The 23,284-nt window shown below is 71.0% G+C and carries 23 protein-coding genes and 1 pseudogene; 11 read left to right on the top strand and 13 right to left on the bottom strand.

What is annotated here, in order from left to right:
- Positions 1-487: 487 nt before the first annotated feature.
- The 3 genes from ABZU99_RS28940 (at position 488) to ABZU99_RS28930 (ending at position 2,972) form a co-directional block, all read left to right on the top strand.
- On the top strand, positions 488-691 hold the full coding sequence (locus ABZU99_RS28940; protein WP_355847077.1) for a cold-shock protein: 204 nt from the start codon (positions 488-490) through the stop codon (positions 689-691).
- Positions 692-1,042: 351 nt separating this feature from the next.
- Positions 1,043-2,515 (top strand): DEAD/DEAH box helicase, encoded by a 1,473-nt coding sequence (locus ABZU99_RS28935; RefSeq protein WP_356048307.1) that lies wholly within the window; start codon positions 1,043-1,045, stop codon positions 2,513-2,515.
- 58 nt (positions 2,516-2,573) lie between these two features.
- A complete protein-coding gene (locus ABZU99_RS28930) occupies positions 2,574-2,972 on the top strand; it encodes a CBS domain-containing protein (protein ID WP_355950326.1) in 399 nt (132 codons plus the stop codon).
- A 106-nt stretch (positions 2,973-3,078) separates the two neighbouring features.
- Here ABZU99_RS28930 and ABZU99_RS28925 read toward each other — a convergent pair whose 3' ends face one another.
- The 4 genes and pseudogenes from ABZU99_RS28925 to ABZU99_RS28910 all read right to left on the bottom strand — a co-directional run.
- On the bottom strand, positions 3,079-3,456 hold the full coding sequence (locus ABZU99_RS28925) for a hypothetical protein (protein WP_355950323.1): 378 nt from the start codon (positions 3,454-3,456) through the stop codon (positions 3,079-3,081).
- A gap of 593 nt (positions 3,457-4,049) precedes the next feature.
- A complete protein-coding gene (locus ABZU99_RS28920; protein WP_356048305.1) occupies positions 4,050-4,532 on the bottom strand; it encodes a diadenosine tetraphosphate hydrolase in 483 nt (160 codons plus the stop codon).
- 54 nt (positions 4,533-4,586) lie between these two features.
- Entirely contained in the window at positions 4,587-5,315 is a 729-nt protein-coding gene (locus ABZU99_RS28915) for an HNH endonuclease family protein (protein ID WP_356048303.1), read from the bottom strand.
- A gap of 170 nt (positions 5,316-5,485) precedes the next feature.
- Positions 5,486-5,935, bottom strand: a pseudogene (locus tag ABZU99_RS28910) (HNH endonuclease family protein); the annotation flags it as partial.
- Between the two features lie 77 nt (positions 5,936-6,012).
- Between ABZU99_RS28910 and ABZU99_RS28905 the strand changes: the two are divergent.
- Positions 6,013-7,473, top strand: coding sequence for a DUF2079 domain-containing protein (locus ABZU99_RS28905; protein ID WP_356048301.1), 1,461 nt, complete (start codon positions 6,013-6,015; stop codon positions 7,471-7,473).
- Positions 7,474-7,560: 87 nt separating this feature from the next.
- Here the strand turns inward: ABZU99_RS28905 and ABZU99_RS28900 are convergent, their stop codons facing one another.
- The 3 genes from ABZU99_RS28900 to ABZU99_RS28890 all read right to left on the bottom strand — a co-directional run bounded on the left by ABZU99_RS28900 (position 7,561) and on the right by ABZU99_RS28890 (position 10,330).
- Entirely contained in the window at positions 7,561-8,343 is a 783-nt protein-coding gene (locus ABZU99_RS28900) for a VOC family protein (RefSeq protein WP_356048299.1), read from the bottom strand.
- Between the two features lie 214 nt (positions 8,344-8,557).
- Entirely contained in the window at positions 8,558-9,838 is a 1,281-nt protein-coding gene (locus ABZU99_RS28895) for an Ig-like domain-containing protein (protein WP_355950311.1), read from the bottom strand.
- Positions 9,839-9,997: 159 nt separating this feature from the next.
- On the bottom strand, positions 9,998-10,330 hold the full coding sequence (locus ABZU99_RS28890; RefSeq protein ID WP_355950308.1) for a hypothetical protein: 333 nt from the start codon (positions 10,328-10,330) through the stop codon (positions 9,998-10,000).
- 108 nt (positions 10,331-10,438) lie between these two features.
- Between ABZU99_RS28890 and ABZU99_RS28885 the strand changes: the two genes are divergently transcribed.
- A complete protein-coding gene (locus tag ABZU99_RS28885) occupies positions 10,439-10,759 on the top strand; it encodes a hypothetical protein (protein WP_355950305.1) in 321 nt (106 codons plus the stop codon).
- A gap of 303 nt (positions 10,760-11,062) precedes the next feature.
- Here ABZU99_RS28885 and hutH read toward each other — a convergent pair whose 3' ends face one another.
- Positions 11,063-12,607, bottom strand: coding sequence for a histidine ammonia-lyase (hutH, locus tag ABZU99_RS28880; RefSeq protein ID WP_356048296.1), 1,545 nt, complete (start codon positions 12,605-12,607; stop codon positions 11,063-11,065).
- A 252-nt stretch (positions 12,608-12,859) separates the two neighbouring features.
- Between hutH and ABZU99_RS28875 the strand changes: the two genes are divergently transcribed.
- Complete coding sequence (locus tag ABZU99_RS28875; RefSeq protein WP_355950526.1) at positions 12,860-13,957, top strand: GGDEF domain-containing protein; 1,098 nt, start codon at positions 12,860-12,862, stop codon at positions 13,955-13,957.
- A gap of 78 nt (positions 13,958-14,035) precedes the next feature.
- On the opposite strand, the gene ABZU99_RS28870 is transcribed toward ABZU99_RS28875, so the two are convergent.
- From ABZU99_RS28870 to ABZU99_RS28855, 4 genes are all read right to left on the bottom strand, one after another.
- Entirely contained in the window at positions 14,036-14,833 is a 798-nt protein-coding gene (locus ABZU99_RS28870; RefSeq protein ID WP_356048294.1) for an enoyl-CoA hydratase-related protein, read from the bottom strand.
- Between the two features lie 82 nt (positions 14,834-14,915).
- Positions 14,916-16,448 carry a cytochrome P450 gene (locus ABZU99_RS28865; RefSeq protein WP_356048292.1) on the bottom strand — a complete coding sequence of 511 codons (1,533 nt, stop codon included), beginning with the start codon at positions 16,446-16,448 and terminating at the stop codon, positions 14,916-14,918.
- 118 nt (positions 16,449-16,566) lie between these two features.
- On the bottom strand, positions 16,567-17,760 hold the full coding sequence (locus tag ABZU99_RS28860) for an adenylate/guanylate cyclase domain-containing protein (protein ID WP_356048290.1): 1,194 nt from the start codon (positions 17,758-17,760) through the stop codon (positions 16,567-16,569).
- A 168-nt stretch (positions 17,761-17,928) separates the two neighbouring features.
- Positions 17,929-18,810 carry a biotin--[acetyl-CoA-carboxylase] ligase gene (locus ABZU99_RS28855; protein ID WP_356048288.1) on the bottom strand — a complete coding sequence of 294 codons (882 nt, stop codon included), beginning with the start codon at positions 18,808-18,810 and terminating at the stop codon, positions 17,929-17,931.
- Between the two features lie 190 nt (positions 18,811-19,000).
- On the opposite strand from ABZU99_RS28855, the gene ABZU99_RS28850 reads away from it, so the two are divergent.
- The 4 genes from ABZU99_RS28850 (at position 19,001) to ABZU99_RS28835 (ending at position 21,710) form a co-directional block, all read left to right on the top strand.
- Positions 19,001-20,596 carry an acyl-CoA carboxylase subunit beta gene (locus tag ABZU99_RS28850; protein WP_355950288.1) on the top strand — a complete coding sequence of 532 codons (1,596 nt, stop codon included), beginning with the start codon at positions 19,001-19,003 and terminating at the stop codon, positions 20,594-20,596.
- Between the two features lie 14 nt (positions 20,597-20,610).
- Positions 20,611-20,817, top strand: coding sequence for an acyl-CoA carboxylase epsilon subunit (locus tag ABZU99_RS28845; protein ID WP_356048286.1), 207 nt, complete (start codon positions 20,611-20,613; stop codon positions 20,815-20,817).
- A 78-nt stretch (positions 20,818-20,895) separates the two neighbouring features.
- Positions 20,896-21,027: a hypothetical protein gene (locus ABZU99_RS28840; protein WP_355955340.1), complete on the top strand. Its 132-nt coding sequence runs from the start codon at positions 20,896-20,898 to the stop codon at positions 21,025-21,027.
- A 77-nt stretch (positions 21,028-21,104) separates the two neighbouring features.
- Complete coding sequence (locus ABZU99_RS28835; protein WP_355955342.1) at positions 21,105-21,710, top strand: nucleoside triphosphate pyrophosphatase; 606 nt, start codon at positions 21,105-21,107, stop codon at positions 21,708-21,710.
- 301 nt (positions 21,711-22,011) lie between these two features.
- Here the strand turns inward: ABZU99_RS28835 and ABZU99_RS28830 are convergent, their stop codons facing one another.
- Entirely contained in the window at positions 22,012-22,470 is a 459-nt protein-coding gene (locus tag ABZU99_RS28830) for a hypothetical protein (RefSeq protein WP_356050508.1), read from the bottom strand.
- 368 nt (positions 22,471-22,838) lie between these two features.
- On the opposite strand from ABZU99_RS28830, the gene ABZU99_RS28825 reads away from it, so the two are divergent.
- A partial coding sequence (locus ABZU99_RS28825) for a biotin carboxylase N-terminal domain-containing protein (RefSeq protein ID WP_356228046.1) occupies positions 22,839-23,284 on the top strand: 446 nt, incomplete at its 3' end.

The following is a 23,284-nucleotide window of genomic DNA, read 5'->3' as shown; positions in this document are numbered from 1 at the left end:
CAACGATCGCGGATGTCTACCTCGGCCGGTGCAGATTTCCCTCCGTCGGAGCAAGAGGCCCGGGATCGTCGGAGCAAGAGGCCCGGGATCGCCGCAGGGCGGGCGGCCGCCCGTCGGTCGGCACGCGCTGCGGGGTCGGGGCGGGGCCGTCCTCCCACCGGCCCGCCGATTTTCGGTTTCCCGGCGGCCTCCCTCTGCCCCCTCGCCGATGCCGAATATCTGACACCGCAACTACAGAAATACCCACGGGCGCGGCAAGGTTTTTTATGCCCGCCAATGACGCGGATCGAGTACCGTGCACGGCGCCGTATGCCGTGCTACTGTCGTTATCAGTTGCAGTTGTGGTTCCCAGAGACTTCAAGCGCTCCCACCGTCGTACACGGCGGGAGCACTTTTGTGCCCGGTGTATTTCCGGAGAGGGCAATCATCGCGGCGACGCGGGATCCGCAGAGTGTGGGATCCGAGAATTGCCAGAAGGAGATATGACATGGCTAATGGAACCGTGAAGTGGTTCAACGCGGAAAAGGGCTTCGGCTTCATCGAGCAGGACGGTGGCGGCGCTGACGTCTTCGCCCACTACTCGAACATCGCCACCCAGGGCTTCCGTGAGCTGCAGGAGGGCCAGAAGGTGACCTTCGACGTCACCCAGGGCCAGAAGGGCCTGCAGGCGGAGAACATCCTTCCCGCCTGACGCCCAACACCCAACGCGAAGCTGGGGCCCGCACCTAGGGTGCGGGCCCCAGGCTCGTTGATTCCTCTGCGACCCCCTCGTGCGCGCCGTGACGGCGGCATGAGCGGCGCAGGGCAGCCCGTCCGGTGTGCCGGCGCCATGCGGCGCGGCAGGACAATGGGCCGCCCATCCGATCCGGCATCGTGCGCGTCCGTCCGAGGGCGCATGCCGATCGTCTTTCGACACGATGGGGCCATCTCTTCGCGCCCCACTTCGATTTACCTGTTTCTTCGGTTCGTCCTTGCGATTCTTCTGTGCGCGGCTCATCGCTGCCGGGAATTCCTCGACGTGCCGCATCGAGGAAGGTTCCGCGTGAACCGCACACCCCGTACGAACAACCGCTCCTCCGCCCGCTACCGCTCCGGCGGGAACAGCCGGCGTCCCGCCGCGCGGCAGGGAGAATTCGCCCTGCCCGTCACCCTCACCCCCGCTCTGCCCCCTGCCGAAACCTTCGCCGCGCTGGACATGCCGCCCGCGCTGCTGACGTCGCTGACCGCGGAAGGCATGGCCGTGCCGTTCCCGATCCAGGCCGCCACGCTGCCCAACTCCCTGGCGGGCCGCGATGTTCTGGGCCGTGGACGCACCGGCTCCGGCAAGACCCTCGCCTTCGGCCTGGCCCTGCTGGCCCGTACCGCCGGACAACGGGCCGAGCCCCGCCGACCCCTGGGGCTGGTCCTGGTCCCGACCCGGGAGCTGGCCCAGCAGGTCACCGACGCGCTCGCCCCCTACGCCCGGTCGCTGAGGCTGCGGCTGGCCACCGTCGTCGGCGGCATGTCGATCGGCCGTCAGGCCAAAGCCCTGCGGGACGGAGCCGAGGTGGTCGTCGCGACCCCCGGACGGCTCAAGGACCTCATCGACCGCGGTGACTGCCGCCTGAACCAGGTCGCCATCACCGTGCTGGACGAGGCGGACCAGATGGCCGACATGGGCTTCATGCCCCAGGTCACCGCCCTGCTCGACCAGGTGCGGCCCGAAGGACAGCGGATGCTCTTCTCGGCCACCCTGGACCGCAATGTCGACCTCCTGGTCCGGCGCTACCTGACCGACCCGGTCGTCCACTCCGTCGACCCCTCGGCCGGCGCCGTCACCACGATGGAACACCACCTGCTCCACGTCCACGGCGCCGACAAGCACGCCACGACCACGGAGATCGCCGCCCGCGACGGCCGGGTGATCATGTTCCTCGACACCAAGCACGCGGTGGACAAGCTCACCAAGCACCTGCTGAGCAGCGGTGTCCGCGCCGCCGCGCTGCACGGCGGCAAGTCCCAGCCCCAGCGCACCCGCACCCTCGCCCAGTTCAAGACCGGCGAGGTCACGGTGCTGGTGGCCACCAACGTCGCCGCCCGCGGCATCCACGTGGACAACCTCGACCTGGTCGTCAACGTGGACCCGCCCAACGACCACAAGGACTACCTGCACCGCGGCGGCCGCACCGCCCGCGCCGGCGAGTCCGGCGTCGTCGTCACCCTCGTCCTGCCGAACCAGCGCCGCGAGATGACCCGCCTCATGAGCGCTGCCGGCATCACCCCGCAGACCACCCAGGTCCGCTCCGGTGAGGCCGAACTGAGCCGCATCACCGGCGCTCAGGCGCCCTCCGGTGTCCCCGTCACCATCGCCGCGCCGGTCGTCGAACGCGCCAAGCGCGGCGGCTCCTCCTCGCGAGGACGGCGCAGCCGCCCGGCCCAGGCCCGCCGGGCCGCCGGATCGTCCCGGACGGCGACATCGTCCCGGACGGCGTCAGGGGCCTCGCGGCGGCAGTACCCCCTCGGCTCGGCCGCGTAACCCGCGGACCGGTCCCGCCCGCACGGATCGTTGGACCACCACTTCCCGGAGGCTCCCCTTGACGACGGTTCACCCCCATCCCCGCCCGACGAGCTGCTCCCAGCGGACAGCCGACGACGCCATGGCCCCGCCCGGACCTCAGGTCGGGGACGACATGTTCCTGGATGTGGCCCTGTCCGTCCTGATGGGCGCCCGCGCCGACCATCTCCTCCTCCGTGACGAGGACGGCCGGTGCACCGGGCTGGTGGCCCACGCCCAGTTGAACGCCCACCGCGGAACCTCCTGGTACACCGAGGACACCAGGTTGCGGGACATCACGCACGACCGGGGACCGTTCACCTCGCCCCTGACGACGGTGAGCGAGGCGGAAGTCAGGATGCGCGAGCGCACGCTGCGTGCCTCACCGGTGGTCGACGACGACGGGTACGCCCTGGGAGTCCTCGTCCTCTCCTCCTGACCTCCCCCTGAGCTCTTCGGTCGGCAGCCGAACGACGAGGGCCCCGGCCGATGCGGCCGGGGCCCTCGTCGTTGCGGTCCTCTCGCCCAGGCCGAGGCGCCGGTCCTCAGTGGTCGGAATAGCTGAAGTCGCCCACGGTCCAGGCGCCGACGTCCGCGATGGCGACGCGATACATTCCGCCGGTCTCGGGAATGCCGACGCTCCCCTGCAGGATCCGCGCGACATGGAAATACAGGTGCGTGGGCGGCCCGCTCCGGTCCGAAGAGCGGGATTCCTCGGCGGCGGAGGTGAAAAGGTCGGCGAATGGCGCCAGCCGCTCCGACTCCTGCAGCACCTCGGCCACGCGCTGCCTCCACACGGCCTCCGGGGCCAGCCGGCCGGTGATGACCGTGCCCTGGACAACCACGGTGAGAGACATCTGGTTGCTCTGCTCCGACTCCACCATGGCGGCGATATCGACGAGCAGCTCATCGGGTTTCGACATGAGCAAAAATTCTACTACCGGGCCTGAGGGGCGCCGGAGCGCGCGGGCAGTTCGGTTTTCGGGCAGCGGCCGAGCACCCGCCGCATCGCGTCCTTCTCGGCGCGCGTCACCCACACCCCGTACTTCTGCGGCGCAGTCCAGCCGCTGATCCCACGAGACGACCAGGGCGCCGAGGTCTGCGGGCCCTGCGTCGGCTTCACCGCCGACTACAGCTGCCGCCAGTACGGCCGGGCCGGCAATCCCCACAGCCGCGGCCGATGCGCTCACTGTGTCCTCGCCGAGCGGGTCAATGCCCTGCTGGCCGGGCCCGACGGCACCATCGCTGAGCAGCTGAGACCGCTCGCGGACGCGCTGACGCACGCTCCCTCACCGTTCCCCGCCATCCAGTGGATCAAGGAAAGCCCGAACACCAAGCTTTTTGCCCGACTCGTTACAGAAGGCCACGCGCTCACACACGAGCTGCTGGACGAGCTCCCGCCCAGCCGGAACCAGCGGTACGTCCGCCAACTGCTCGTCCACGCCCACCGGGGCGGCTTCCGAACAGACATGACCTCGCAGAGCACCGCTGCGAACACCGCCCTTGCTCCGCCCACTTATCGGTTCGCCGCGGACAGCCGATCCAGCTCGACCCCGATCGCCTCGCGCAGCGGCTCATGCTGAGGACCGAGTGCAAACTGCTCGTCCGTCCATCTGTCGCGGGCGTAGAGCCAAACCGGCCGGCTCACCAAGTCGGCTGGCTCCCAGTTGAACCGTGGCCACACATGCGCATGCAGAAAGCCGTCGGTATTGCCCAGGATCTCCAGATTGATCCGGCGGAACTCCGTGTCCAGACGTCTGCAAGCCCGCTCGACTGCCTCTCCGAGCTGGTCCATGTCGGACAAGAACGACAGCCGCTTGGCTCTGGGCAGGTCAGACAGTCTCTCCACCTCCGAATCATCCGCTAGAAGCACCGAGTAACCCGGCAGGAACTGCACATCGCCGATCACTGCGAATCCCGCGGTCAAGCGCCTCAGCACAGCGGGGTTCTCGCCCCGCAGAGCGCTCCCGATCCGGTCCATTCGCCAGTTATCAGCCACGGCCCGAACCTATCCGGTCGCGATCAGCGTCCCGAGCCGGCCTCTCGGCCCCGTTCAGCCTCCGCATTGGCGAAGCATCGTGCTCTTGTCCGCCGCCGTCACAGGTAGCTCGTACTTCTCCGCCGCCTGCGCGAACCGCACCGAGTACGAGCACCGAATCGTCTTACTGGGCGGCAGCCAAGACGCGGGTCCCGAGTCCCCCTTGGCCGAGTTCGTGGAGCCCGAGACCGGCAGCAGATTGAGGACGTCGTTCGCCAGTCGCTGCCGCTTCTGCTTGTCCCATCGTGCGGCACCCATCTGCCAGGCGTACGACAACGGCACCACGTGGTCTATCTGTACCTCGGCGGCCTTCGTCTTCTTCCAGGAGATGTCCTTGCCCGTGTACGGGTCATACAGGCGCATTGACACGACCACGCAGTCCGAACCGGCCCGAAACCTGACCTCCTGACCATCGCGTTTCAGCAAGTCGTTCCGCGTGTCACAGCCATTCCGTGCCAGCGGCACGCCGTCCGCCGTGTCCATCCAGGCGTACCCGAACTTGTCACGGTCGTACCCGGTCTTCGCTCCCCGCCCCTTGGTGGACAGCTTGGAGATCAGTGCACGCGCCGTCGCCCTGTCCTTCTCGGAGGAGATCGACGCCAGCCCGGGCTTCGTGCCGTCCGGATCGGCCAGAGGACTGCTTCCGTGCCCTTCCGAGGCCGACGAGCCGCCCTCCGGTGTGCCACTCCCACTGGAGAGGTCGTTCCCCGCGCAGCCGGTCAGCGCTGCCCCGAGTACCAGCACGACACAGCTGGTGGCCCTGCCACGAGCAGCCCGGATCATCCGTCCCGTCACTTCCCCGCCCTTCCGCCAGCCACCGAGCCGGAACAGATTCCGCGTGAGACACGACCTCGCAGTCGGCTGCCCGGCCCCTGAGACACATCAGCATGAGACACCTACGCAGCCAACATAAGGTCATTGGCGAACGCGACGCGCTTGTCCCGGTCCCATTTCTGGGCGCCCTTCTGCCAGGCGTCCGACAGCGCCACCACATGGTCGATGTCGACCTTGCTGTGGCCCCGTACGAACCGCACGCTGCGGCCCGTGTACGGATCGTCGGTGAGCGTGCCCGAGGTCACCAGGCAGTGGCCGTCGCGGAATCGGGCCCCGGCCAGATCCCGCTTGAGGATGTCGTCGCGGGTACCGCAGCCGTTGTCATCGGTGTCGACCCAGGAGCTGCCGAACTCGCTCCGTTCATAACCCGTCCTGGGCGCCCGCCCCTTGACCGTGAGCGAGCTCACAGCCGCGAGCGCGGGCCCGGACGGCCTGCCTTCGCCGCTGCCGTGCTCGCCCTTGCCACCGGGCTGACATCCGGTGACGGCCAGCAGCGCGGCGAGCGCGACGGAAAAACCCCGCCCCGGTATACGAAACCGCCCCTGCAACCTACCCACCCCCTTCGCGTATCTTTTCGCACAGACCGCCCACACGATAAGGACCCTGGATGGATACGGCAGCAGCAGCCTCGCCCGGCACTACCGCCGAGAGGGCCACCGCCGCCACGGACCGCACCCGGCTCCTTGTCCGAGCGGCCGCGCTGCGTCATCCGCGCCTCGACCCGTACTGGCTGGCCCTCGCCCTCTTCGCCGCCTACGCGACGCTGTCGGTCTGCCGCTACCGCCGTATGGCCACCATGTCCTGGGACCTGGGCATCTTCGAACAGGCGATACGGGCGTACGCCAACCTTCAGGCCCCCGTCGCCGATCTCAAGGGCCCCGGCGCCAATATCCTCGGCGATCACTTCAGCCCCGTCACGGCGCTGCTCGGCCCCCTCTACCGGCTCTTCCCCGGCCCGGTCACCCTGCTGGTGGCGCAGGCGGCGCTCTTCGCGGTCTCCGCCGTCCCCGTCACCCGGGTCGCCACCCATCTGCTGGGGCGCGGCCGGGGGGTCGCGATCGGCGTCGCGTACGGGCTGTCGTGGGGGATCCAGCGCGCCGTCGACTTCGACTTCCACGAGATCTGCTTCGCCGTCCCGCTGATCGCCTTCTCCCTCGAAGCGGTCATACGCGGGCGCTGGTACGCGGCGATGCTGTGGGCCGCCCCGCTGGTCTTCGTCAAGGAGGACATGGGCGCCACCGTCGCCGCGATCGGCGCCGTCATCCTGCTCCGCGCCTGGCGCGAGCGCGAGCACCAGCCGCGCGTCGCCCCGCTCGCGGCCGCCCTCATGGGCTTCGGCGTCCTGGCCTCGGCCCTGGCGCTCGGCGTCATCATCCCGGAGTTCAACGGCGCGGGCGGGTACGACTACTGGGAGAAGGTCTCCAGCGGCGGCGGGCAGACCGCCACCATCCCCCTCGACACCGCACTGCGCACCCTGGCGTGGACGCTGCTGCCGACCACCGGTCTGCTCGCGCTGCGCTCCCCGCTGCTGCTGGTCGCCGTGCCCACCCTCGGCTGGCGCTTCGTCTCCCACGAGGAGCACTACTGGGGCACGGACTGGCACTACAGCGCGGTGCTGATGCCGGTCGTCCTCCTGGCCCTGGTCGACGCGCTCGACCGTGGCCGCGACAGCCGCCGGGGCTGGCTCGCGGCGTACTCCCGCCAGCTGCCCGCCGCGGTCTGCGGCGCGGCCCTGGCGCTGACCTCCTCGCTGCCGCTGTACGGCCTGACCGAGAAGCCGACGTACGACAAGCCGGCGACGGTCGGCGCGGTGGAGCGGCTGCTGGACCGGATCCCGGGCGGGGCGACCGTCGAGGCCAACGTCGGGCCGATAAGCCGGCTCACCAGCCGCTGCCGGGTCCTGTGGGTCGGGGCCACGCGAGGCGTCGAGCCGGAGTACATAGCCCTGCAGGAGCCGCCGGAGCGCACCGCGCGGCAGGTGGCCGACTACGCCCGGCAGCTGCATCCAGACGCCCGGTACGGGCTCCTCGGCTCGACGTCCGGCTACTTCGTCCTCAAGCGGCAGTAGCGGTCCCCGGCTCGTCCGGCCGGCTCATCGGCTTCGGTCCCCGGCTCGTCCGGCCGGCTCATCGGCTTCGGTCCCCGGCTCGTCCGGCTAGCTCATCGGCTTCGGGGCGATGACGGCGAACGGCGCGCCCTGCGGGTCCTTCACGACCGCCATCCGGCCCGCGATCATGTCATGCGGCGGCCGGAGTACCCTTCCGCCCGCGATGGTGACCTTGTCGGCCGTCGCGTCCACGTCCTCGACCGCGAAGTAGACCAGCCAGTGCGAGGGGACATCGGGCGGCGTGCCCTCGGGCAGCGGCTGGAGCCCGCCGACCGTGTGGCCGTCCACGGAGAGCGCGAAGTACCCCTCGGCGCCCTCCATCGGGGTGCTCTGGATACCGAGCGCGTCCGCGTAGAACGCCGAGGCCGCCTCCCGGTCGGTGGTGTTGAGCTCGTTCCAGATCAGGGCCCCCGGTTCATTGACGATCCCCGCGCCGGCGAACTTCAGCGGCTGCCAGCCGCCGAAGACGGCCCCGGTGGGGTCGGCGGCCACCAGCATGCGCCCGAGGTCCATCACGTCCATGACCGGGAGCAGGACGGTGCCGCCACTGCGGCTGATCGCCTCCGAGGTGGCCTGGGCGTCGGCGGAGCAGAAGTACGTGGTCCATACGGTCGGCGGCGCGACCTGGCCCTCCACCATCTGGGCCTCCATGATCCCCGCGACGGGCTTGCCCTTGAGGGTGCAGGTCGCATAGCCGCCGGTCTCCGGCGGTCCGATCTCCCCGGTCCAGCCGAACAGCCCGGAGTAGAAGTCGATGGCGGCCTGCTGATCGGGGACCATCAGATCGATCCAGCAGGGCGTTCCGGGCTGGTAGGACGTGACCTCGGGCATAACGACCTCCCGGCTGCCGCCCGCCCGGCCCGGCGCCGGACGGAACCACCCGCTCGTACCACCCTTCCCCCAGTCCGGCCCGCCCGCCACTCGGCGCGGATCGCCCCAGGTGGGGGCCGTTCGCGGGCAATGGAGCCGGCGTGGGGGAAACGCGCCGGGCGGCGGCCGGCCTTCGGGGCCGACCGCCGCCCGGCGGTGGTGAGGAGAGGGGGCGTCAGGCGCCGAGGGCGCTTCCGGCCACCCACTCGTTCCAGTCCATGTTCCATCCGTTGAGGCCGTTGTCCGGCTGGACGGTCCTGTCCTTGGAGTTCTTCACGACGACGACGTCGCCGATCTGGGAGTTCTTGTAGAACCAGGCGCCATCCGTGTTGGGGTCGCCGGCGCCCTTGGTGTCCGACAGGCCGACACAGCCGTGGCTGGTGTTGACGTTGCCGAAGATGGACTTGGCACCCCAGTAGTTGCCGTGGATGAAGGTGCCCGAGGTGGACAGGCGCATCGCGTGCGGCACGTCCTTGATGTCGTACTCGCCCTTGCCGTCGTCGTCCGTGAAGCCGACCGTCGCACCGTTCATCCGGGTCTCCTTGAACTTCTCGGAGATCACCATCTGACCGTTGTACGTCGTGTTGTCGGGGCTGCCCGCCGAGATCTTGATGGTCTTGAGCGGCTTGCCGTCGCGCACGACCTTCATCGTCTTGGCCGCGGCGTCCACCGTGGAGACCTGTGAGTGGCCGATCTTGAAGGTGACGGTCTTCTCCTGGACGCCCTTGACCCCCGGAGACGCCTCGACGCCGTCCAGGTCGAGCTTCATGGTGACGCTCGAGTTGGCCTTCCAGTAGTCCTTCGGGCGCAGATCCAGCCGCGTCCCGTCGAACCAGTGACCGACGACCTGCTGGCCGCTGCTGGAGGAGACCTTGATGTGCGACTCGACGGCCTTCTTGTCGGTCACCGACTTGTCGAACCGGATCGAGACCGGCATGCCCACGCCGACCGTCGAGCCGTCCTCCGGCGTGAAGTTGCCGATGAAGCTGTTGGAGGGCGAGACGGTGGTGAAGGACGAGTTCTCCGTGGCCTTGCGGCCGTCGGAGTCCTTGGCCGATGCGGAGATCTTGTACTGGGTGGACCGCTCCAGCTGGCCGTTGGGCTTCCAGGTCTTGCCGTCGGACGATATGGAGCCGGGGACCGTGGTGCCGGTCTCGGCGGCGGTCATCGTGACCGAGGTGAGCTTGCCGCCGCTGACGGTGACCTTGGTGTCACGGTTGATACCCGCGTTGGTCGCACCGGCCTTCGGCGTGATCTTGATGCGGGCATCCGACGCGTCCTTGGCCGCCGCCTCGTCCACCTGCGACTGCGATTTGCCGTGACCGTCGTTCTTGCCGTCGCTGCCGCCGTCACCGTCCCCGCCACAAGCAGCGAGAGTCAGTACGCCGCCGAGCACGGCGGCCGCGGCCACCAGCCCCTTGCGGCGCTTGCCGTCCGTCATCACACGCTTCTCCATTTGACCTGGACCTGATCTGGAACCCAGAAACCCCGGACCTATCTCACAAGAACGCCTGTACCTTTTGGCCGGTTCCTCGCACAGTAAAACTGTGCGCAAGGCCACTTAGCAAAGGCACCGGTCAAGCCTATGGCCCGCCGGTACCCGGACCCGTACGGCTCACTCTTCCTCGTCGTCCATGTCGTCGACGAATTCGTCCGTCCACTCCGCCGCGCCGGGGTCGTAGTCGATCCGCTCACAGCTCCAGGACGCCTGGGCCAGCTCGACCCCCGCCACCTCGTCCACGAGGTCGAACGGGTCGATCAGATAGGCCAGCGCCTCCGCCTCGTCCGACTCGGCGGTGATCCGCGCATGGCCCCGTTCCTCGACCGGCATGCCCGCGTCGCCCTCGATCCGCTCGTACGCCGTCCGCCGTAGCTCGCCCGGGTCGGTGATCTCCAACACGAGCTCCACGCGAAGCCGGACAAATGGAGATGTCTCGGTACTCGTCATGCGTCGGAGGGTAGGCGGCCGATCGGTCTCGCTTCCGTACGACCCGCACTTGTCACTACGATCGGGCGCACGGGGTCAATTTGCCGCAGCCGCAAGGAGGATGCCGTTGTGTCCGCACGCCGACCGCTGCTGACCGCCGCCGCTGCCGGTTCGCTGCTGTGCGGTCTGTGGTTCGTGCCCTCCGCCAACGCGACGGTGGAGCGGCCCGGGGCAGCGTCATCGATCTCGTCGATCTCGTCGACCTCGTCCCAGACCTCCTCGCGGTCCGGGGCGGCCGGCCCCAGGGCCGACGCGGTCCCCGGCGAGAACCTCGCCGACACCGGCAGTGTGGACGTCACCCCGTACCTCGTCGGCGGGACGGCCTTCGTGGGCCTGGGGGTCGCGATGGTGACCGCCTCCGTGCGGCGTACCCGCCCGGAGGCGTACTGATCACCCGCTGACCGGCCCCCGGCGGCCACCCGCCGACGCGGTCCGGGGCGGCCGGCCCCAGAGCCGACGCGGTCCCCGGCGAGAACCTCGCCGACACCGGCAGTGTGGACGTCACCCCGTACCTCGTCGGCGGGACGGCCTTCGTGGGCCTGGGGGTCGCGATGGTGACCGCCTCCGTGCGGCGTACCCGCCCGGAGGCGTACTGATCACCCGCTGACCGGCCCCGGCGGCCACCCGCTGACCCGTCCCGGCGCCCGCCCGCTGACCGGCCCCGGCGGCCGCCCGGCGGCCGCCCCGCTGTGCTCAGGCGAGCGGGCCCGTCACCGATTCCACGGCCTCGGCCAGCTTTCCGGACCGTACGAACGCCTCCGCCGCCGCCAGATCCGGCGCCAGGTAGCGGTCCTCACCCGCCCCCTCGACCCCCGCCCGCCGCACCGCCGCCAGCACCGCACGGCTCGCGGGCGCGGGCACCAGCCCCTCGCGCAGCTCCAGCCCGCGGGCCGCCGCGACCAGCTCGACCGCCAGCACCCGGGACAGGTTGTCCACCGCCGTCCGCAGCTTGCGCGCCGCCGACCAGCCCATGGAGACGTGGTCCTCCTGCATCGCGGAGGACGGGATGGAGTCGACCGAGGCGGGCACCGCGAGCCGCTTCATCTCGCTCACCAGCGCCGCCTGGGTGTACTGCGCGATCATCAGACCGGAGTCCACACCCGGGTCGCCCGCCAGGAAGGGCGGCAGCCCATGGGAGCGGTTCTTGTCCAGCAGCCGGTCGGTGCGGCGCTCCGCGATCGAGGCGAGATCGGCGGCGGCGACGGCGAGGAAGTCCAGCACGTAGGCGACGGGCGCCCCATGGAAGTTGCCGTTCGACTCCACCCGGCCGTCGGGGAGGACCACCGGGTTGTCCACGGCGGAGGCCAGCTCGCGGTCGGCGACCAGCCGGGCGTGCGCGAGCGTGTCCCGGCCGGCGCCCGCGACCTGGGGCGCGCAGCGGATCGAGTACGCGTCCTGGACGCGCGGCGCATCGTCCTGGTGATGCCCGGTCAGCCCGGAACCGGCCAGCACCCGCGCCATGTTGGCCGCGCTCGCCGCCTGGCCCGGATGCGGGCGGATGGCATGCAGCTCGGGCGCCAGCACCCGGTCCGTCCCCAGCAGCGCCTCCAGCGACAGCGCGGCTGTCACATCGGCGACGGTGAACAGCCGGGCGAGATCGGCACAGGCCATGATCAGCATGCCGAGCATCCCGTCCGTGCCGTTGAGCAGCGCGAGCCCCTCCTTCTCCCGCAGCTCGAGCGGCTCGATGCCGTGCTCGGCCAGCAGCTCGGCGGCGGGCCGCACCGCCCCGTCGGGCCCCTCGGCCTCACCCTCGCCCATCAGGGTGAGCGCACAGTGCGAGAGCGGCGCGAGGTCGCCGGAGCAGCCGAGGGAGCCGTACTCGTGCACCACGGGGGTGATCCCCGCGTTGAGGACCGCGGCGATGGTCTCCACCACGACGGGACGTACGCCGGTGCGGCCGGACGCGAGCGTCTTGAGCCGCAGGAACATCAGTGCCCGCACCACCTCGCGCTCCACCCGGGGGCCCATCCCGGCGGCGTGCGACCGGACGATGTTGCGCTGCAGCCGGGCGCGGAGGTCGGGGCTGATGTGGCGTACGGCGAGGGCGCCGAAGCCGGTGGAGACCCCGTACACCGGCTCGGGCTTGGCAGCCAGATCGTCGATCACCTGCCGCGCGGCGGCCACGGCCGCCAGCGCTTCCCGCGACACCTCGACCCGCGCGGCGCCGCGCGCCACGGCGATGACATCCTCGGCGGTCGTCCCGGACGTCCCCACCACCACAGAGTGCATATCCATATTCAGGAACCCTAGAATCTGAATCTCGACCTGTCACCTGTCCGGTTTCGTCTTGACCGCCCCGGCCGATACCGGCGGTGAACGGGCCACAGCGGATTGTTCCCGACATTCTTACGCTGGAGGACAGAGCGCGCGTCTGCGCGCGGTGAGGAATGCGAGGCCGTGGTGACGGACAGCGGGGACACGGGGCCCGGACAGCACAACGGTGGTCTCGACGGACGGCTGCGGGCCGTGGTGGGGCTCGCCCAGGCGATGGCGGCGGCGCACACCCCGCGCGAGGCGGTGGGCGCCGCCGCCGAGGCCGCGCGGAGCGCCCTCGACGGCACGTTCGCGGCGGTCTCGGTGTGGGAGCGGGAGCGGGGGCGGCTGCGGGTCCTGGTGAACGTGGGCGAGCTGACAAACGCCGAGGAGCCGCTGCCGGAGGACGAGTCGTACCCGGTGCACGACTTCCCGGAGATCGCCGAGTTTCTGCACGAGCGATGGGCCGCGGGCGGGGAACCGCACGCCTGGGTCGAGACGGCCGAGGGCAGACGCAGCGGCTCGGCCTCCTACTGCCATCAGCGCGTGGCCGCCCTGCGGCGGCGCGGGCGGGGCAGCTGTGTGGTCGCGCCGATCGTGCTGCACGGGCGGGCCTGGGGAGAGCTGTATGTGGCGCGGGCGGCCGGGATCCCCGTCTTCGACCGCGACGACGCCGACTTCGCGACCGTCCTGGCCGCGGTGACCGCCGCGGGGCTCGCCCAGACCGAGCGCCTGGAGGAGGCCCGCCGCCTGGCCTTCACCGATCCCCTGACCGGTCTGGGCAACCGGCGTGCGGTCGACATACGGCTGGACGAGGCGCTGGAGGCGCATCGCGAGCACGGCACGGTGGTGAGCCTGGTGGTCTGCGACCTCAACGGCCTCAAGCGGGTCAACGACACCCTCGGGCACGCGGTGGGCGACCGTCTGCTGGAACGTTTCGGCTCGGTGCTCTCCCTGTGCGGCGCGATGCTTCCGGGGGCCCTGGCGGCGCGGCTGGGCGGCGATGAGTTCTGCCTGCTCGGAGTCGGCCCCCCGGCGGACGAGGTGGTACGGGTCGCCGACGAGCTGTGCCGCAGGGCCACCGAGCTGGAGATGGGCGAGGGCGTCGCCTGTGGAATCGCCTCGACCGGCGACCCCATCGGCCCCATACGCTCGGCCCGCCGTCTCTTCCGCCTGGCGGACGCGGCCCAGTACCGGGCCAAGGCCGCCCGCTCCCTCAAGCCGGTGGTCGCCGGCCGCGACGGCGGCCCGGACGACCCGGTCATCCGCCTGGCCGACACCCCCGCACCCCAAGCCCGGGAACGCCGCCGCTTCCGCGGCCGCCGGCCGTAGCCGCGTCCGGGAGTACCGCGCCGCCGCCGGGTGACGGGCGCGCGCCGCCGGCGGGTGACGGGCGGGGCGCCCCGGAGGCTAACCGAGACCCTGGAACTTGGGCGGGCGCCTCTCGTTGAAGGCGGCCACGCCCTCGGCCCGGTCGGCGGAGAAGGCCACCGTCCGCCAGGCCGCGTCCTCGACTTCCAGCCCGGCCCGCAGGTCCAGACCCTGCCCCAGCCGCAGCGCCCGCTTGGCGGCCCGCAGGCCGACCGGGGAGTTGGCGGCGATGCGCCGGGCCAGCTCCAGTGCCTCGGTGCGGTCCTCCCCCTCGGGCGCCAGCCGGTCGACCAGGCCCAGCTCGTGCGCCTCCTGGGCGGCCACCCGGCGGGCGGAGAAGATCAGCTCGGCGGCGCGGGCGGAGCCCACCCGGCGCGGCAGGAGCTGGGTGCCGCCGCCGCCCGGGATCACCCCGACCGAGACCTCGGGGAGCCCGACGACCGCCGTGGGGTCGGCGATGATGACGTCGCAGGCCAGGGCGAGCTCATAGCCGCCGCCGAGGGCGTAGCCGTGGACGGCGGCGATGGCGGGCATCGAAAGCTCCAGTACGGCCGTATAGGCGGCGCGGGAGATCGGCCGGTGCCGCATCATCTCGGCGTCGGAAAGAGAATTCCGCTCCTTGAGATCCGCGCCCACGCAGAACGCCCGCTCGTGGGTGGAGGTCAGCACCACGGCCCGGACCTCGGGGTCATCCGAGAGCGCCGTGCACGCCGCCGTGATACAGCGGGCCATCTCCGAGGAGACGGCGTTCATGGCCTTGGGCCGGTCGAGCACCAACTCGGCGACGAAGCCGTCCCGCCGGACCGCGACCCACTCCCCGTACCGCTGCTCAGTCATCCGAACCCTCCCGGTTAACGACCGTGAACCCGCCGCGAGCGATCATCGCAGCTCACGTCGGGATGCGGAACCGGCGACGCCCCTATCGGCTTCGGCGTCGGAGCCAGCGCCGCAGCGCGCCCAGTACGGACGGCCGCGCACTGCGCCCGGGATCGGCGGCCTCGCGCTCGGCCTCCTCGGCCCAGGTGGGGACCGGAGCCGGAGCCCGGGCAGCCGGGGACTCCGGGGCCGAAGGAGCTGCGGGGGGCTCCGGGGCCGAAGGAGCTGCGGGGGGCTCCGAGGTGGCGCCCCAGGCGCCGTCGGCCAGAGCGCTGTCCTCGGCGTCCTCCCGCAGGACCGGCGCCTCCTCCCGCGGGACCGGCGCCTCCTCCCGCAGGACCGGAAAGCGCACCGGCAGGGCGACGAGCCCCCGCTGGTAGATGCCCGGCCGCCACTCCAGGCGTTCCGGCGGGGTGGCCAGGGCGACATCGGGAAGCCGGTCCAGCAGCCGTTCGATGGCGACGGCGGAGATCAGCCGCGCCGAGCTCCGGCCGGGGCACGTATGCGGTCCGGCGCCGAAGGCGAGATGGGCGCGGTTGCCCTGCTTGCGGTCGGAGCGCCGGAGCGCGTCCTGGTTGGCCCCGGCGAAGCTGATCACGATGGGCTCGCCCTCGCGCAGCCGTACGCCGGCGAGGTCGACGTCGCGCCGGGGGAAGTGCACCGCGAGGTTGGCCAGCGGCGGATCGGTCCACAGCACCTCGTCCAGCGCGTCCTCGACCAGGATGCTGCCGCCGGAGAGCCCGCCCGCGAAGCGTTCGTCGGTGAGCAGCACCCTCAAGGCGTTGCCGATCAGATTGATGACCGGCTCGCTGCCCACGGCCATCAGCAGCCCGAGCTGCTCGATCAGTTCTTCGTCGGTGAGCCGCTCGGGGTGGGCTATCAGCCAGGAGGTGACGTCGGCCCCCGGCTGCGCGCGCTTGCGGTCGATCAGCTCCTGGAGCGCCGTGGCGATCACGCGCTCGGCGGACCCCACGTCCGTACCGTCGAAGAACTGCGCGACCGCGGTGAACAGCCGGTCGGCGATCTCCGGCGGACAGCCGAAGAGCTCGCCGAGGGCGAGCAGGGGCAGCAGCGCGCCGTACTCGGCGACCAGATCGGCCTCTCCGGCGCGGATGAACTGGTCGATCAGCGAGTCGGCGATGCGCTCGACATAGCCGCGCAGCGCGCCCGGATCGATACGGCTGGTGCTGTCGTCGATCGCGGCGCGGTAGCGGCGGTGCTCCTCGCCGTCCGCCGCCGTGGCCGTCAACTGGTAGCGGATCATCTGCTTGGCGTGGCTGGTGTCGGGCACCCTGCCCTCGTTGTCCGCCCGCCAGCGCCGCGGGTCCTTGGAGAACGTCTCGGGGCGGCGCAGGATCTCCAGCGCGGTGTCGTAGCCGACGCACAGCGTGGCGGTGACGCCCGGGTCCAGCTCCACCGGGACCAGCGGGCCGTGTGCCTCGCGCAGCCGCTGGTAGACGGCGAACGGGTCCCTGCCGAACTCCGGGGTGTGCAGCGGCGCGGGCCCGGTTCGGCCGTGCGCGGGGCAGCCGGACGGTGGGACCGGCACAGCGCCCGACTCCTCAGGCTCGCTCACACGTGCTCCTGGCAGAGATCCACTCGTCGATCATGCGCAGGTAGGCTAACCGACCCCGTTCCGCCGCGTGTTCGACTTCAGAAATTCCGGTGCATTTCCCCAAAAGGTGCGGTGCGGATCATCCGCGGCGGCTCAGCAGCCACGGCTCCACGACCCCGAGTCCACGCACCGGCCGCTGCCACATCGGCTGCAGTGCGAAGCGGTACGAGGGCGGCTCCTCGCCCTCCTTCTCCGCCGCGGCGGCCGCCTCCGCGGCCTCCGCCTCCGACACCGGGGCCTCCCCCGTGCGGCTCAGCTCCTCCGCGAAGGCGCCGTCCACCAGGACCGCGTTCTTGGGGGCTATGGAGGTCAGCCGGCTGGCCAGATTGACCGTGGTGCCGAAGACATCGCCCATCCGGGTCGTGACCGTGCCGAACGCGATTCCGACGCGCAGCTCGGGCATGGTCTCGTCGTTGGTCAGCGTCTCGATCAGCCGCAACCCGATCTCGGCGGCGATGCCCGCGTCGTCGGCCGCGTAGAGCACCTCGTCACCCAGCGTCTTGATCAGCCGGCCGCCGTGCGCGGCCACCAGATCGGCGGCCGTCGTCTCGAACGCCTCGACCAGCTCGCCGAGCTCCTCCTCCTCCAGGCGCCGGGTAAGACGGGTGAAGCTCACCAGATCCGCGAAGCCGACCGCCAGCCGCCGGTCGACCATCTCCACGTCGTCCGCCGCCTGCACCACCCGGCCGGTCGCGGCGGCGAGCTGCCGCCGGTAGACGTAGACCAGGAACTCCTCCAGCTCCGGCAGCAACAGTTCGACCAGTGGATACGCGATCTCGGTGCGCGTCATCCCGGTCTCCTGCGGCTCGGTGAGCCCCTCCAGGAACGAGTCGATCTGCCAGTCGGCGAGCCGGGCGGTGGTCTGGCCGGTGGACCGCGCCACCTGGATGGCCATCGGCTCGCTCAGCAGCCCGGCCTCGACCAGACCGGACAGCCGGCGCAGCGCCAGCACATCGGCCTCGGTGAGCGCCTTGGCCTGGCCGATGTCGGCGAAGCCCATCGCCCGCCAGAAGCGGGTGGCCAGCTCGACCGAGACGCCGGCGCTGCGGGCGGCCTGGAAGGGGGTGTAGCGCCGCTCGGCACCGAGGATGAGCTGCTCCAGCCGGAGCGCGATGGGGTCCGGGGCGGTCTCGTCGTCGGCCTCGGCACCGGGCTGTTCCCCCGCCCCGGTGTCCCGTACGGCGCCGTCCTGCTGAGCGGCACCCTCCCGCGCGGCCTCCTCCGACGGCTCGCGCTCGTCGGCCGTGCCGGAACCCGTGTCGTCGGCGGTCACCGCCCGCCCCCTGTCCGATCCCTGCGCACTGCCCTTACGTTCCCTCTTCCGGTTCGGTTCCGGCCAGGCCGCATCTGACGGGTCCTGCTCGGCCGCGGCCGCTCCGAACTGGACCGACCGCGACAACGATACGTCAGGTGTGCCGTAGCTCACTCTCCACTTCGAAGGTCATTCGTCCCTCGGTACGGAGCGTAGATGCACGATGTCACCGGCGGACACCGGCTCCTGCACCCCGCCCTCCGAGGCCAGTACCAGCCGTCCGTCGCCGTCGATCGCGACCGCCTCGCCGACGAGCTCCCGGTCGCCCGGCAGCTCCGCGCGGACCCGGCGTCCCAAGGTCGCACAGCCCGCCGCGTATGCCTCCTGCAGCCCGCTGGCGCCGGGGTCGCCCTCGAAGCGGCGCCACTCCCCGTACCACTGTTCGATCGACCGTAGTACGGCGCGCAGCAGCGGATCGCGGTCGGTGGAGATCGCGTCCGCGAGGGCCAGCGACCCGGCCGTGGGGACCGGGAGCTCGTCGGCGTGCAGGGAGACGTTCAGCCCGACGCCGATGACCACCGCGTCACCGGACCGTTCGGCGAGGATCCCGCCGAACTTGCGCTCCTCGCCCGCGACCGTGACCAGCAGGTCGTTCGGCCACTTCAGCGCCGTGTCCACGCCCCCCGTCCGGCTCAGCGCCCCGGCGGCGGCGACCCCGGCGAGCAGCGGCAGCCACCCCCATCGCTCCACGGGCACCCCCGTCGGCCGCAGGATGACGGAGAAGAACAGCCCGGACCGGGGCGGGGCCGTCCAGGTGCGGTCGAGCCGGCCACGCCCGGAGGTCTGCTCCTCGGCGATGAGCACCGTGCCCTCGGGGGCTCCGGCCGCGGCCCGGGTCACCAGATCCGTATTGGTCGAGCCGGTCGCCCGGACCACCTCGATCTCGGTCCACAGCCCGCCGGGGCGCACCAGCCCACGGCGCAGCGCGGCTCCGTTCAGCGGCGGTCGCTCCAGGTCGGACCAGGGGCCGCTCGGATCGCCGGGGCTCCCAGGGGTGTCAGAAGGCGTCATACGGGTCAGCCTAGGGTCAGGAGGTGTGGCCAACGACGCACTGCCGCCACGCGATCCCGCCGATACGCTACGTGCCGGTAGCCCAGCCAGCGCAACACCCGCATCGACCGGTCCGTATCCCCTATCGACCCCGTCTCTTCCCTGAAATTCCCCTGAACCCACCCCCAGGACGAGCAGGAGCCGCATCCCGATGTCCGAGCCGGAGATCGCCCCCGAGATTCCAGACCGTCACACCACCGCGGGGAAGCTCGCGGACCTGCAGCGCCGCATCGAAGAAGCGACCCACGCGGGCTCCGCGCGGGCGGTGGAGAAGCAGCACGCCAAGGGCAAGCTGACCGCGCGCGAACGGATCGACCTCCTCCTCGACGAGGGGTCCTTCACCGAGCTCGACGAGTTCGCACGGCACCGTTCGACCAATTTCGGCATCGAGAAGAACCGGCCCTACGGGGACGGCGTCGTCACCGGCTACGGCACGGTAGACGGCCGCCCGGTGGCCGTGTTCTCCCAGGACTTCACCGTCTTCGGCGGGGCGCTCGGGGAGGTGTTCGGCGAGAAGATCGTCAAGGTCATGGACTTCGCGCTGAAGACCGGCTGCCCGGTCATCGGCATCAACGACTCCGGTGGCGCCCGCATCCAGGAAGGCGTGGTCTCGCTCGGCATGTACGGCGAGATCTTCCGCCGCAACACCCATGCCTCCGGGGTGATTCCGCAGATCAGCCTGGTCGTCGGCCCCTGCGCGGGCGGCGCGGTCTACTCCCCGGCGATCACCGACTTCACCGTGATGATCGACCAGACCTCGCACATGTTCATCACCGGACCGGATGTGATCAAGACGGTCACCGGTGAGGACGTGGGCTTCGAGGAGCTGGGCGGCGCCCGCACCCACAACACCACCTCGGGTGTCGCGCACTACATGGCCGGTGACGAGAAGGACGGCATCGAGTACGTCAAGACGCTGCTGTCCTATCTCCCGTCCAACAACCTCTCCGAGCCCCCGGCCTTCCCCGACGAGGCCGATCTGGAGATCTCGGACGAGGACCGGGAGCTCGATGCGCTCATCCCGGACTCGGCGAACCAGCCGTACGACATGCACAAGGCGATCGAGCACATCCTGGACGACAACGAGTTCCTGGAGACGCAGTCGCTCTTCGCGCCCAACATCATCACCGGCTTCGGCCGGGTCGAGGGCCACCCGGTGGGCATCGTGGCCAACCAGCCGATGCAGTTCGCCGGTTGCCTGGACATCGACGCCTCGGAGAAGGCCGCGCGCTTCGTGCGCACCTGCGACGCCTTCAACCTGCCCGTGCTGACCTTCGTGGACGTGCCCGGCTTCCTGCCCGGCACCGACCAGGAGTACAACGGCATCATCCGGCGCGGCGCCAAGCTGATCTACGCCTACGCCGAGGCCACGGTCCCGCTGATCACCGTCATCACCCGCAAGGCGTTCGGCGGCGCCTACGACGTCATGGGCTCCAAGCATCTGGGCGCCGACCTCAACCTGGCCTGGCCGACCGCCCAGATCGCGGTCATGGGCGCCCAGGGAGCCGTCAACATCCTGCACCGCCGGACGATCGCGGCCTCCGACGACCCGGAGACCACCCGCGCCGAACTCATCGCGGACTACGAGGACACGCTGCTCAACCCCTACACCGCGGCCGAGCGCGGCTACGTCGACGCGGTGATCATGCCCTCCGACACCCGCCGCCACATCGTCCGGGGGCTGCGCACCCTGCGGAACAAGCGCGAGTCGCTGCCCCCCAAGAAGCACGGCAACATCCCCCTCTAGGAAGGGCTGTTTCCATGATCCGAATCGTCCGGGGCAATCCCACCCCAGAGGAGCTGGCCGCCGCACTCGCGGTAGTACAGGCCCGCGCGGCGGCCGCCGCGGCCGTCGCGCAGGGCGAGGGCGTACCGCAGGAGTGGTCCGATCCGGCCCGCACCCTCCCCAGCCGCCGGGTCCCGCAGCCCGGCCCCAAGGCGTGGCGCACGACGTACTGGCCCGCCTGACGGATAAGTCCTTCGCACGGTCGCGCCTGAGTACGCGTACTCAGGCGCGACCGCGTCGCCGGCCTCACCATCGGTCCCATGCTGTGGTCCGAGCCGCCCGATGAGCCGCCAGAGGAACTGCGGCGGGCCCAGGCCATGCTCCGGCGTGCCCGCATGCTCCTGGCGATCTCGGTGATGATCGCCCTCTGTCTGCTGACCCTGCGGCCATGACGTCTGACCCTGCGGCCATGACGGCCCAGGGCCCAGGGGACGGCCCCGACCGCGGGAGACCGCATACTCTGGGGCGCATGACTGCGCAGCGCACCCTGATTCTCGCCTCCGCCTCCCCCGCCCGCCTCAAGCTGCTGCGGCAGGCGGGGCTCGCACCCGAGGTGATAGTCAGCGGAGTGGACGAGGACGCGCTCAGCGCCCAGACACCCGCCGAGCTGGCCCGGGTGCTGGCGGAGGCCAAGGCGGGCGCCGTGGCCGGGCTTTTGGAGGCGGCCGGGGCGCTGGTCGTCGGGTGCGACTCGGTGTTGGAGCTCGACGGTCAGGCGCTCGGGAAGCCGGCGGACGCCGAGGAGGCCACCGCGCGGTGGAAGGCGATGCGCGGCCGGTCCGGGGTGCTGCGGACCGGGCACTGTGTGATCGACACGGCGAGCGGCAGCCGTACGTCGGCCACCGCGTCCACCACGGTCCGCTTCGGCGAGCCGACCGACGCCGAGATCGCGGCGTATGTGGCGAGCGGTGAACCCCTGCATGTGGCGGGCGCGTTCACCCTGGACGGCCGCTCGGCGCCGTTCATCGACGGCATCGAGGGCGACGCCGGGAACGTGATCGGGCTGTCGCTGCCGCTGCTGCGCCGGCTGCTGGCCGAGGTGGGCGTGGGGATCACCGACCTGTGGGCCGACTAGAGACCTGACGGAACCGGGTGGTTCACGCGGGACTGGGGGCGTCCTGTCCGCCACCCCCGGCCTCCGCGTGACCTGTGGGCCGACCAGAGACCTGACGGAACCGGGTGGTTCACGCGGGACTGGGGGCGTCCTGTCCGCCACCCCCGGCCTCCGCGTGACCTGTGAGCCGACCAGAGACCTGACGGGACCGGGCGGTTCACGCGGGCTGGAGGCGTCCTGTCCGCCACCCCCGGCCTCCGCGTGACCTGTGGGCCGACCAGAGACCTGTGGGCCGACCAGAGACCTGACGGAACCGGGTGGTTCACGCGGGGCTGGGGGCGTCCTGTCCGCCACCCCCGGCCTCCGCGGCGGGGGTTTCGGCGACGGCGGTCTCGGCCTCGTACGCCATCAGGCCGAGCACGATCAGCCCCAACACCACCATCAGAAACGCGAACGCGGGCCAGCCCACCAGGCCGACCGAGAACGCGCCCAACAGCCCGTGCGCCACGGCACACGTGATGAGCAGAATGCGGCCGAAGCGGCCCGGGGCGCGGTCGCGCACGGCGGTGCGCAGCAGCACCACGCCGCAGCTCAGCAGATAGAGCCCGAAGACGCCGCCCGCCACCCAGGTGCCGACGGACATCGCGTCGGTGTCGAGGCCGCCCATGGACATCTGCTGCCGGTCCACGACCAGACCCAGGATCCAGTTCAGCAGCGCTATGCCGACTGCTTCCAGCATCAGCATCACAGCCGCAACTGCGGCCACTGGTCTGCGCGCCACGCCGCCCACCCTCTTCCACATCGACGTCGAAGCACGCTACTAACGAGTATGCCCATGGACAAGGGGTGCGCACTCAGCTCGTCCCGCACCTCCCACGGGCAGGACCACGCGGCAAAGTTTCCGCCCCTCGTTAGTAGGGACTCCACAAAGAAACCCGGAGCACCGCAGCACCGTGAGGCAGAGACGTTGCCCACATCGCGGACGCCGCCGCAGGGCGGAAAACCGGGCGTACGGTGGAGCGACGGGGGATTCGGCGGTCTGCTCGCCGCAGGGTTCACGCTCCGTGTGGTCAAGCTCACGCCCGAGGTCTTCTCGGCGCGAGGTGTCGCCTGTACCTAAACTCGGCTTGTTTCGAGGAGGGAGCCATCGTGCGCAAGGTGCTCATCGCCAACCGTGGCGAGATCGCTGTCCGTGTTGCCCGTGCCTGCCGGGATGCCGGGATCGCGAGCGTTGCCGTATACGCCGATCCGGACCGGGACGCTGTGCATGTGCGCGCGGCCGATGAAGCCTATGCGCTGGGCGGTGACACACCGGCGGCCAGCTATCTCGACCAGGCGAAAGTCCTGGCCGCGGCAGCCGAATCCGGCGCCGACGCCATCCACCCCGGCTACGGATTCCTCTCCGAGAACGCCGACTTCGCCCAGGCCGTCCTGGACGCCGGCCTGACCTGGATCGGCCCCCCGCCCCAGGCCATCCGCGACCTCGGGGACAAGGTCGCCGCCCGCCACATCGCCCAGCGCGCCGGAGCCCCCCTGGTCGCCGGCACCCCCGACCCCGTCTCCGGCGCCGAGGAGGTCCTCGCCTTCGCCCGCGA

The sequence above is a fragment of the Streptomyces sp. NPDC005266 genome (genome assembly GCF_040607655.1).
Taxonomy (GTDB): Bacteria; Actinomycetota; Actinomycetes; order Streptomycetales; family Streptomycetaceae; genus Streptomyces.
This window is presented reverse-complemented; position numbering and strand designations above follow the sequence as displayed.